Origin of the sequence: Nocardia sp. NPDC050713 (assembly GCF_040654315.1) — a bacterium.
Lineage (GTDB): Bacteria > Actinomycetota > Actinomycetes > Mycobacteriales > Mycobacteriaceae > Nocardia.
The window spans coordinates 298,108-309,192 of record NZ_JBFAHS010000002.1; the positions used below are offsets into that span (position 1 = coordinate 298,108).

The following is an 11,085-nucleotide window of genomic DNA, read 5'->3' on the forward strand; positions in this document are numbered from 1 at the left end:
TCTTTCAACGATACGATCGAAACACATGAGTCAGGACATTCGAGACTTCGTCTCCACGTCATGTGAGCTGTTGGCGCTCGGCGAACCGACGCACCAGGAACCGTCCTTCGGGTTCGTCCGCAACGAGCTGTTCGTCCAACTGGTCGACCGCGGCTTCCGCTCGATCGCGTTGGAGACCGACCGCGTCGCCGCGCTCCTCGTGAACGACTTCGTGCAGGACGGTGTCGGCAGCCTCGACACCGCGATGAGCGAAGGCTTCTCGCACGGCTTCGGCGAACTGGACGCCAACCGCGAACTGGTCGCCTGGATGCGCGAATACAACCGGGACCGACCGCCTTTGGAACGCTTGGCCTTCCACGGTTTCGACGCCCCGATGGAGAACCCGAACGCAGCGAGCCCACGCCGCTATCTCGAGCACGCCCGCGACTATCTGCGTCTCGATCTCGACCTCGCCGAACTCCTCGGGGACGACGACCGCTGGGATCGCGCGGAGGCGATCATGGATCCGTCCATGTCGATCGGCGCCACAGCCGCGGCCGAGCGCCTGCGGGAGGTCGCCGACGACATGCTCCTCGCGCTCTACGCGCGCGCACCGGAACTGATCGCGGCGACATCACGCGCGGCGTGGCTGAAGACCGAGGTCCACCTCACCGCCGGTCTCTGTCTGCTGCGCTATCACCGGCAGGCCGCTCACCAGGGCGACGAGCGAAGGCGCCTATCGGGCTTGCTGGACATCCGCGAGACGTCGATGGCCCAGAACCTCTTCGACATCCGAAACATTGAGGCCCGGCGCGGCGGAACCATGGTCGGCGCCCACAACGCCCACCTACAGCGGAATATGGGCGGCATCCAAATGGCGGGAATGGACTTCCGATGGTTCGGGGCGGGCGCCATAGTGGGTTCCTTGCTGGGTGAGCGGTACGCCTTCATCGCTGGAAGCCTGGGCCGCAGCGAAACGCTCGAACTCGGTGAGCCCGAACCGGGCACCTACGAGAGCGTCCTCCAGACCGGCATCGCCGACTGGGGTCTGACACCGGCCGAGACGGTGACCTCCGCTCGTCCGCGCACCGACACCACCCCGCAGCAGGGCTACTCGCCGCTCGACCAAGCGATCCTCGACACGGCCGACGCGGTCCTGCACATCAATACCGGTGCCCGCCTGAGCGACGCAGCGGGACGGAGTCCGTCGTAAGCCGCGCACGGCCGGAGCAGGGGGCAGAGGACATGCTGGAAGAACTCGGCCCGTTGATGCAGACACTGCTCGGGCCGCTTGGGGGTTTCCAGGGGAGTCTTCAGGGACTGCGCGACCAAGCGCAGCAGCAGCTCTTGCAACGGTTCGGCGACATGTCCCCCTGGCGCGACCAGGTGATTCGGGGTGCCGACCTGCGAAGCACGATCTGGCAGCGCGACGACGCTGGCTGATGCTTCCGGTGGGCCGATCACTCACCAGAAAATCTGCAGTGGTGACTCTAGACATTCTCTGTGTGGTTGTGTAATTTCACTGCCGTCGAAAGTGAGAGATCGAGTGACTGGGTAGGCGAACTGCCTGGTATGCGGTACCCCCGCCCCGCCGACGCAGGCGAGAATCCGGCTGGCCCTCTGGCTGCTGGACCGCCGCTGGCGGGGCGGGCACAGCAAGAAACGAAACCTCGCAGACAAGACGCGTACACATGGAGGTGGTGGCCACTGAATAGTCGAAATCGTGTTCCGCGACCCGAGCGCTCTCGGGTGCGATGTATGCCATCGGCCTATGAGGGCCGGTGATCAGCTCTACCCCTTCGTATACGTATTTCCCAGGCCCCGGCGCCCAGTGCGCCGGGGCCTCCTGTCGTTTGAAAATCATTGAGAGGTGCTATGCAGCAACCGGATATGACTCCCACTCCGGATAAAGGCGGGGTGGACCGACTAGATGACGAGGATTTCCCCGCCTACAGCATGGGTCGCGCCGCCGAGCTCCTTGGTGTCACCCAGGCGTTTCTGCGCTCTCTTGATGGTGCGCGCCTGTTGACCCCGCAACGCTCGGAAGGGGGGCATCGTCGCTACTCGCGCTATCAGTTGCGGATCGCCGCGCGGGTGCGCGAGCTGATCGACGCAGGCAACTCCTTGGAGGGCGCGTGCCGGATCGTGATCCTGGAAGATCAGCTCGCGGAGGCCCAGGCGCTCAACGTCACTCTGCAGCACGCCCTCGACGCGCATGAAGTCCGCGACGTGGAGCATCCGTAGCCACCGCATGCAGGTCCAACGCAGTCAGCCCGCGGTCGGGTGGCCAAATGAAAAGAGCTTCGCACCTAGGGGTGCGAAGCTCTTCACGAAAACCGTTCGCGCGGGATCAGATGGCGCGGACGTCCTGGGCTTGGGGACCCTTCTGGCCCTGCTCCACCGAGAACTCGACACGCTGACCCTCATCGAGGGATTTGTAACCCGTGCCGTTCACGGCCGAGTAATGCACGAAGACGTCCGGGCCGCCTCCGTCTTGAGCGATAAAGCCGAAGCCTTTTTCACCGTTGAACCACTTCACACTGCCTTGAGCCATGTTGTAAGCAACTTCTTTTCTGTAGGTGAGCCGGGCAAATTCTTGGTGAGAAGCCCGTTCTCGATCGCCAACTATGCCACAAGTGCCCGTGATTCCCCGCGTTGTGTGACGCGGAACACTCCGCCAGGCATGGCCTGCGATTTGGATGATCGAGGTATCGAAAATTGAAGCGTTTCAACACATCCGAACGACGTGTTCGCCTCGGCCTGCCCTCGCTGCGGTCAACGCAGGTCAGCGGTGCTTATTGCTCTTCTTTTCGAAGCCTTCGATTACGGGTTGCGGATCGGCGGATTTGGCTTTCTTCTCCGCTCGCTTCTCCTTCGGGGATTTGCCCTGCGCCTTGGGCATCTTGCTACGCGGAGATTTGTCGGACAACTGGATGGTCCCTCGTTTGAAAGGCCTCGACAGCCTCGTTGCCCCTACCCTCCGCCACCAGGGTCTGGTCCCGTTCCGTTTTGCGCAGGCGGCGGCCGAGACGACCGCACCCCCAGCTCGCTGCAACACAAGAATTCAGGTTCGGCAGCCGCTAGACAACAACGCCCGCGATTCGCCAAACAGGTCACACGGTCTCAATCCTCGGCCGGGCTCAGCGCCGGATCCCGGGCGATTGCGCCACTACACCCGAGCAGGAACGCTGCCGGACGGCCAGTGCGCCGCCCCTGGCCCGCGCACGCGGGAGCGAATGCCGAGGTACGCAGAACGCGCAGGCCGGAGGCGGCGGAGCTACGCCTGAAGCGAGCCCGACGCGAAGGGCGCCACGACCGCCGCGAATTCCGCCAACCAGGAAGGGAATTCGGTGAGGTCGTGCAGTACGACGTCGGCCCCCGCGTCCACCAGCTCCGCGGCGTCGCAGGGACCGGTGGTGACGCCGACGGCGAACGCGTCGGCGGCCTTGGCGCCGCGCATGTCACCGGCGTGATCGCCGACGTAGATCGCCGCGCCTTGCGCGCGCAGGACCTCGGCCTTGCCGGTGGACCACAACCCACCGGCGAGGTAGTCGATTCGCCAGCCGAGCGCGTCGAGGTGGAGTTGTGCGAGCGGTTGGTGCTTGCCGGTCACGACCATCACACGCCCGTCGCGCGCGGTCACCGCGGCGAGGGCGGCCTCCGCGCCGGGCATGGCGGGGATGCGCGGCACCACGTCGGGGTACAGCTCGCGGTAGCGGGTGATCAGTGCGGGAATGAGCTCGTCGGGCGCGCCCGCCTCGGCGAGCAGTAGATTCAGCGGCGGCCCGAGCCGCTGCACGAAGTCGGCCCCGCGCAGCGGGAGCTGGAATTCCGCGGCGACGGTGTCGATGGCGTACGAGACTCCCGGTCGCGAGTCGATCAGGGTCATGTCGAGGTCGAAGCCGACGGTCCAGGTCACCGCTCGACTCTATCCGGCCGGTCAGTCCGTGCAGCGAGTCCCGTCCGGTGGGAGGGTTCCGTCGTAGAGGTAGGCCATGACGATGGCGTCCACGCAGGCCGAACCGTTGTCGAAGGCGATGTGGCCGTCGTGTTCGCTGACCACCAGCACGGCGTCGGCCAAGGTGGCGGCCACGTTCTCGGCGTCCTCGATCGTGGTCGCCAGATCGCCGCTGTTGTTGAGCAGCAGAATGGGCGGTGCGCCCGCCGCGTCCACGCCCGCCGACTTCTGGGTCGGCCGGACCGGCCAGAACAGGCACAGCGGGGTGCTGAACACCCGGTTCGCGCCGAACAGCGGTGAGCGCACGGCCGCCCACTCGGCCTCCTGCGCCAGATCCCGGAGGATCACGTCTTCCGGCTTCGAGCGCCAAGCGGCCGGGTCGTCGTTCATGCACTCCACGGACCAGAACGCCGGATCGGAGGAGCTGTAGCGGCCCTCCTCGCGACCGACGTAGAAGTCGGCGAGTTCCGCGAACCCGGTGCCGTCACCGCGCAAGGCGTCGGCGAAGGCGCGCTCGAACCGCGGCCAGTAGCGCTCGTCGTAGGTCGCCATGAAGATGCCGAGCAGGGCCAGATTGGAACCGACGCGGCGGCCGTCCGAGGCGGGGATGGGGTCGGCGTCCACCCGGTCGATCAGGTCGATCAGTCGTCGCATGGCGGCGTCCAGATCGTTGCCGAGGGGGCAGTCCGCACGTCTCGCGCAGCCTTCGAGAATGCTGTGCACCAAGCGATCTCGCGCCGAGATCGCACCGGGCACGGGAGCGTCGGAAGCGTCGAGCGAATCCCACCGGTCCGGCGTCAGGCTCGGGTCGTCGACGGAATCCAGCACCATTCGCCCGACCCGATCCGGGAACTGCTCGGCATACAGCTGCCCGAGCCGGGTGCCGTAGGAGAAGCCGAAGAAGTTCAGCTTCGACTCGCCGAGCGCCGAGCGCATGATGTCCATATCGCGCACCACGAATTCGGTGCCGACGAAACCGAGCAGGTTGCCGGTGTTGCGCAGGCACGCGGTGGCGTAACGGCGGTGCGCCTCGGCGACCAAGCGGCGACCCTCGTCGTTCACCGGCGTGAAGTCGGTGGCCAAGTATTCGTCCATCGCGCGGTCGCCGAGACACCGCACGGGAGCGGTGCGGCCGACGCCGCGCGGGTCGAAGCCGACGAGGTCGTAGCGGATACGAAATTTGCGCAGTCCGGTGTCGTCCGGGTTCAGCGCGGAAAGCACGTCCTGGTAACCGGATTCGCCAGGCCCGCCCGGGTTGGTGGTGAGCACTCCGATGCGCTGGGCGGGGTTGGTGGCGGGCAAACGCACCAGCGGCATGGTGAGGGCGGCGGCTTCCGGATGGGCGTAATCGACGGGCACGCGGATCTCGCCGCACTCGGCCTCGCGTTGCTCGCGGCAGGGCGCCCACTCGACCCGCTGCGCCTCGTAATCCCGCAGCGTGGGCAGCGGGGCGGGGGAGGGACTCGCGCTGCCTTGCACGGTCGGCGTGATCGAGCAGCCGCTGGCTACCAGTGCCGCGGCCGCGATGACGCTCATCAGTACGCACCGACTCGACCGCACCGTCGTCCCCCGATCCTCCGCGACATTCCGCGGGAATATCGCGCCGCGCCCGTCGAACTCTCGCAACAGGTCTCTTCGAAGATAGCGAGAAAGTGGCGATCCGTGCGGATCGCCCCGCGCGGCACGGCCCGGCGGTACGTTGGACCCACGCAGGTTTCGCCTCGCGGAAGGGCTACCTCGGAGATGGATTCGGATTTGCAGCAGCGGCTCGTGGCGTTGTTCCAGCGAACGGCGGCGACCGTGCCCGCCTACCGCGCTTTCCTCGACAGCCACGGTGTCGACGCGGCCTCGGTCGTCGACGGCACGGGATTCGCGCGACTGCCGCTAGTCACGAAAGAGAACTATCACCAACGCTATTCGCTGCCACAGCGCTGTCGCGACGGCGATCTGGGGGCGTGCGACCTGATCGCGGTGTCGTCCGGTTCGACGGGCACGCCGACCTTCTGGCCTCGCTCCGCCGCCGACGAGGCGGCCGCGACCCGCCGCTTCGAACAGGTTCTCGTGCACGGCTTCGACGCCACCCACCGGCGCACCCTCGCCGTGGTGTGCTTCCCGCTCGGCACCTGGGTCGGCGGCCTCTACACGCTGTCCTGCCTGCGCGGGCTGGCCGCCGAACTGGCCATGACGATCGTGGCCCCCGGCAACAACAAGGCCGAGATCCTGCGCGTGGTACCGGAACTCGGCTCACACTTCGACCAGGTGGTGCTGTTCGGGTATCCGCCCTTCCTCAAGGACGTCATCGACACGGGGCTGCGCGAAAAGGTCGATTGGTCGCGCTACGCGGTGAAACTGGTGTGCGCGGGGGAGGTGTTCAGCGAGCAGTGGCGCGATCTCATGGGTAAGCGGGCGGGTCTCGATCCGGTGCGCGATGTCGCCGCGCTCTACGGCACGGCCGACGCCGGTGTGCTCGGCAACGAGACCCCGCTCAGCGTGCGGATCCGGCGGTTCCTCGCCGAACATCCCGCGGCGGCGCGCGAATTGTTCGGCGGTCAGCGCCTGCCGGCGCTGATGCAGTACAACCCGGCCGACCGCTTCTTCGAAACAGTCGACGGCACATTGGTGTTCACCGCCGACTCCGGTGTGCCGCTGATCCGGTATCACCTCGCCGACGACGGCGGTGTCATCCCGCACGAACGCATGGTGGAGTTCTGCCGGGCGCACGGGTTCGAACCGGACGAGGAGACCGGGCCGGACCTGCCCTTCGTGTTCGTGTTCGGCCGCTCCATCCACGCGGTTTCGGTGTTCGGGGCCAATGTCTATCCCGAAACGGTGTCGCTCGGGTTGGAGCGCCCGGAGATCAGCGACTGGGTCACCGGGAAGTTCGTGCTCGAGGCTTGGGAGGACGCCGATCGCAATCGGCTGCTGCGGATCACGGTCGAGCTCGGACCGGACGAGGCGAACACCGTCGAACGGACCCGGCTCGTCGCCGACGCCGTTCGGGACGAGTTGCTGGCCCACAACAGCGAATACGCTAACTATGTGCCGGTCGAGCGACATGTGCCGCATGTGGAGCTGCGGCCGCTGGGGGATCCGGACTACTTCCCGGTGGGAGTCAAGCATCGGTACACGCGGTGAGGAGGGGCGTCCGAGCGGACCGTCGCGAATCCGGTTGGTAACCGCCCTGATTCACGTGGAACTCCGGCTGCACTCGATGCCGCGATCCGAAACCTCCCACGTGACAGCGCGATCTGCACCGAGTGCAGACCGGCATCACGTGTGGATCTGCGCGAATCGGCGACCGCTGGCACTGTGGACGGCATGCCCCTCGGTTCCGATACCAAGATCCTGTCCATCGGCCTGCATCCGAGCCAGCTCGACTACAGCAAACACGCCGGTCTCGACGAGGCCGAGCTGACCGCGCGGGTCGAGGCCGGGACGGCGATGCTGCGAGATTCGGGCTTCGACGTCGTGTCGTGCTCGGTTCCGGTCGACCCCGACGCGGCCGAGGAGATGGTCAAGGACAGGCTGGCGGAGGCCGACTACGGATTGGCGATGATCGGCGGCGGGGTGCGGATGCTGCCCGAGCAGACGCTGCTGTTCGAGCGCATCGTGAACGTTCTGACCGAGTCGGCGCCCGGCATCCGGCTGTGTTTCAACACCTCGCCGGAAACGACGGTGGACGCATTGCTGCGCTGGGTGCAGCCCGGCGGGCGGGGCTAACTTCTCGGCGCGACGGGGACGCGGCTCGCGGCGAAGGCCGAGTGCTTGCGTCCGTAGCCGAGGTAGACCGCGACACCGATAGCGACCCAGACCGCGAAACGCACCCAGGTCAGCTCGTCCAGGGTGAACGCCATCAGCGCGCAGCCCATCAGCGCGAGGATCGGCACCAGCGGAACGAGCGGGGTGCGGAACGGACGCTCGCGGTCCGGCTCCAGCTTGCGCAGCACCAGCACTCCGACGCACACCACGGCGAAGGCCGACAGCGCGCCGATGTTCACCAGTTCGACCACGATGTCGATGGGCAGCAGGCCCGCGATGGCGGCGCAGCCCGCACCGAGCACCAGCGTCAGCCGCACCGGCGTCGAACGCGTGCCGGTGGCGGCGAGGCCGCGGGGGAGCAGGCCGTCGCGGCACATCGCGAAACTCAACCGCACCTGCGCGTAGACGATGAGCAGCAGGCCTTTGGTGAGCGCGATGATCGACGCGACGATGATGACGTTGCCGATCCAGCCGATGTTCAGCGCGCCGAAGGCGGTGGCGATCGGGGCGCCGTTGTTCAGGGTCGGGAACGGGGCGACGCCGGTGAGCACGGCGCTGACGAGCGCGTAGAGCAACGTCGCGATGAGCACGGTGCCGATGATGGCGAAGGGCACGTCGCGCTTCGGGTTGCGCGCCTCCTCGGCGGAGGCCGCGACCACGTCGAAACCGAGGAAGGCGAAGAACGCGATCGCCGCGCCGCCGATGATGCCGCTCCAGCCGAACGGCGCGAACGGCGCCCAGTTGCCCGGGTCGACGTGCGGGGCGCCGATGGCGATCACCAGCACCAGCACGCCGATGGTCACTGCGACGAGCGCTTTGGTGATGCGCGCGGTGAGTGAGACCTCGCCGACCAGCACGGCCACGATCGCGGCGATGATCAGCACCGCGGGCAGGTTCACCACACCGCCCTCGCCGGGCCCGGCGGTGATGGCGTGCGGGAGCGTGATGCCGAACATCGAATCTAGTGCCGACACCGTGGTGCCGGACCAACCGATCGCCACGGCCGCGCCCGCGATGACGAATTCCAGCAGCAGGTTCCAGCCGACCAGGAACGCCGGTCCTTCGCCGAGCGTGGCGTAGGTGTAGGTGTAGGCGCTGCCCGAGACAGGGACCATCGCGGCGAGTTCGCTGTAACAGAGCGCGACGAGCACGCAGACCAGACCGGCCAGTCCGAACGACAGCACGATCGACGGCCCGGCCTTCTCCGCGGCCGCCACGCCGGTGATGACGAAGATGCCCGCGCCGACGATGGTGCCCACGCCCATGGCGGTCAGGTCGAGCCGCCCGAGGCTGCGTTTCAGCGACGAGTCGGCGCCGGGCAGGCTCGCGTCGTCGGGCGTGCGGCGGCGCCACCGTTGTTCTGCGCTGGTCATCGGCTTCCTCTCGGGACGCGGTTCACCCGTCCCCATACGAGATGTGGATCCTCGGCTCGGCCTTCGTGGGCCGAAACCGAGGATCCATTCTCGTGGGTGCCGTAGCGGGGTCGATAACCGGGGGTTTGCAGACAGTGCCGATCGGCAGCGGCCGCACGCCCGTCAGCTGGAAAACGACGCCGCGCCCGGCGTCCCGACGCGCACCAATCCGACACCGGCCCACGGATTCGGCGTGATCTCCAGCCGGTCGGCGCTGCTGCCGTGCAACCGCACCATCCGAGCGCTGGGCATGGGGGCACGGTTTGCGACCACCGTGGTTTTATCGCCGATCAAGGGGATTGGCGCTCTAGACGTTACTGCGAATAACATGTACTCTCGATTACCACGCTCGGACGACGGCGCCCGGGTGCGCGACCAGAACGAAACGAGTACCTCAATGACGCGGCATGTCGACGTACTGATCATCGGCGCTGGCCTGTCCGGAATCGGCGTGGCCTGCCACCTCACCCGCGAGCGGACCGGACGCAGCTACGCGATCCTGGAACGTCGCAGCGCCATCGGCGGGACCTGGGACCTGTTCAAGTACCCCGGCATTCGCTCCGACTCGGACATGTACACCTTCGGCTACGGCTTCCGTCCCTGGCACGGCACCAAGGTGCTCGCCGACGGCCCGCACATCCGCCAGTACGTCGAGGACACCGCCGCCGAGTACGGAGTCACCGAGCACATCCGGTTCGGCAGGAAGGTGACCACCGCGCGCTGGTCCAGCGAGACCGAGCTGTGGACGGTGACCGCGCTCGACGAACAGACCGGCGCCACCGAGGAGTGGACCAGCAACTTCCTGGTCGGCTGCACCGGTTACTACGACTACGACAAGGGCTACCGCCCCGAGTTCCCCGGCGAGGAGAACTTCGGCGGGCAGATCGTGCACCCGCAGCACTGGCCCGAAAACCTGGACTACCGCGGCAAGCGCGTGGTCGTCATCGGCAGCGGCGCCACCGCCATCACGCTCATCCCCGCCATGGCCGACGACGCCGCGCACGTGACCATGCTGCAGCGCTCGCCCACATACATCACCGCACTGCCCGCCGACGACCCGGTCGCCGTCGGCATGAAGGCGGCCAAGGTGCCCGCCAAGCTCGCCTACCGGATCGGCCGGGCGCGCAATATCGCCTTGCAGCGCGCCAGTTTCCAGCTGTCCCGCACCAACCCGGCGGCGGCCAAGAAGCTGCTGCTCGCCGCGGTCCGGTTGCAGGTCGGCGCGGATCTGGACATGCGCCATTTCACGCCGTCCTACAACCCCTGGGACCAGCGCCTGTGTGTGGTGCCCAACGGCGACCTGTTCAAGGTGCTGCGCAGCGGCAAGGCCTCGATCGCCACCGACCGCATCGACACGTTCACCGAGACCGGCATCCGGCTGGCCTCCGGCGAGGAACTCGAGGCCGACATCGTGATCAGCGCGACGGGCCTCACCGTGCAGATGCTCGGCGGCGCGTCGCTCGAGATCGACGGTGAGCCGGTGGTGACCCGCGACCGCGTCGTCTACAAGGGCGCGCTGCTCGACGGCGTGCCCAACGCGATGATGGTGCTCGGCTACACCAACGCCTCGTGGACGCTCAAGGCCGATCTGGCCGCCGAGTACTTCTGCCGCCTGCTCAACCACCTGAAGTCCAACGGTCTGACCAAGTTCGTCGCGGTGGCCAAGGACGGCGACCGCGGCGCCGACTCGGTCATGGGCGGCGCGCTGACCTCCGGCTACATCAAGCGCGGCGACGCGGTGATGCCGCGCCAGGGCACCAACGGGCCGTGGCAGGTCGTCAACAACTACTTCCGGGACCGCGCGCTGCTGCGCAAGGCGCCGCTCGAGGACGGCGTGCTGACCTTCAGCGCCGCCGCCGAACGGCCCGACGCGCTGCTCGAGAGCCGCAGCGCCTGACCTCCGCGACACAGTCGATCTTCAGCCGCCGATACGTCGGCGGGCTGAAGTCGTTCGAGGGCACGATGTGCGGCTCGTCA

The 11,085-nt window shown here is 67.3% G+C and carries 11 protein-coding genes; 6 read left to right on the top strand and 5 right to left on the bottom strand.

All coding sequences use genetic code 11. The annotated features are described in order from the left end of the window. Positions 1-25 precede the first annotated feature (25 nt). The 3 genes from AB0H49_RS04700 (at position 26) to AB0H49_RS04710 (ending at position 2,223) form a co-directional block, all read left to right on the top strand. Complete coding sequence (locus AB0H49_RS04700; RefSeq protein WP_357247180.1) at positions 26-1,192, top strand: erythromycin esterase family protein; 1,167 nt, start codon at positions 26-28, stop codon at positions 1,190-1,192. 32 nt (positions 1,193-1,224) lie between these two features. After that, positions 1,225-1,422, top strand: coding sequence for a hypothetical protein (locus AB0H49_RS04705; protein WP_357247183.1), 198 nt, complete (start codon positions 1,225-1,227; stop codon positions 1,420-1,422). Positions 1,423-1,854: 432 nt separating this feature from the next. Beyond that, the gene (locus AB0H49_RS04710) at positions 1,855-2,223 is read left to right on the top strand and encodes a MerR family transcriptional regulator (RefSeq protein WP_357247186.1); all 369 of its coding nucleotides are present in this window, start codon (positions 1,855-1,857) and stop codon (positions 2,221-2,223) included. Positions 2,224-2,329: 106 nt separating this feature from the next. Here the strand turns inward: AB0H49_RS04710 and AB0H49_RS04715 are convergent, their stop codons facing one another. The 3 genes from AB0H49_RS04715 to AB0H49_RS04725 form a co-directional block, all read right to left on the bottom strand. Then, positions 2,330-2,533 (bottom strand): cold-shock protein, encoded by a 204-nt coding sequence (locus AB0H49_RS04715; protein WP_357247189.1) that lies wholly within the window; start codon positions 2,531-2,533, stop codon positions 2,330-2,332. A 723-nt stretch (positions 2,534-3,256) separates the two neighbouring features. Further along, entirely contained in the window at positions 3,257-3,898 is a 642-nt protein-coding gene (locus AB0H49_RS04720; protein ID WP_357247192.1) for an HAD hydrolase-like protein, read from the bottom strand. Between the two features lie 21 nt (positions 3,899-3,919). Continuing rightward, entirely contained in the window at positions 3,920-5,473 is a 1,554-nt protein-coding gene (locus tag AB0H49_RS04725; protein ID WP_357247195.1) for an alpha/beta hydrolase, read from the bottom strand. 207 nt (positions 5,474-5,680) lie between these two features. Here AB0H49_RS04725 and AB0H49_RS04730 point away from each other — a divergent pair, with 207 nt between their 5' ends. Both AB0H49_RS04730 and AB0H49_RS04735 read left to right on the top strand, forming a co-directional pair. After that, positions 5,681-7,072: a hypothetical protein gene (locus AB0H49_RS04730; RefSeq protein ID WP_355001603.1), complete on the top strand. Its 1,392-nt coding sequence runs from the start codon at positions 5,681-5,683 to the stop codon at positions 7,070-7,072. Positions 7,073-7,255: 183 nt separating this feature from the next. Beyond that, on the top strand, positions 7,256-7,657 hold the full coding sequence (locus AB0H49_RS04735; RefSeq protein WP_357247198.1) for a hypothetical protein: 402 nt from the start codon (positions 7,256-7,258) through the stop codon (positions 7,655-7,657). Here the strand turns inward: AB0H49_RS04735 and AB0H49_RS04740 are convergent. Beyond that, positions 7,654-9,069 carry an amino acid permease gene (locus AB0H49_RS04740; protein WP_357247199.1) on the bottom strand — a complete coding sequence of 472 codons (1,416 nt, stop codon included), beginning with the start codon at positions 9,067-9,069 and terminating at the stop codon, positions 7,654-7,656. The two genes, AB0H49_RS04735 and AB0H49_RS04740, sit on opposite strands and share 4 nt — an antisense overlap. Positions 9,070-9,231: 162 nt before the next feature. Then, complete coding sequence (locus AB0H49_RS04745) at positions 9,232-9,360, bottom strand: hypothetical protein (protein WP_357247202.1); 129 nt, start codon at positions 9,358-9,360, stop codon at positions 9,232-9,234. Positions 9,361-9,505: 145 nt separating this feature from the next. On the opposite strand from AB0H49_RS04745, the gene AB0H49_RS04750 reads away from it, so the two are divergent. Then, positions 9,506-11,005, top strand: coding sequence for an NAD(P)/FAD-dependent oxidoreductase (locus AB0H49_RS04750; RefSeq protein ID WP_355001600.1), 1,500 nt, complete (start codon positions 9,506-9,508; stop codon positions 11,003-11,005). Positions 11,006-11,085: the final 80 nt, after the last annotated feature.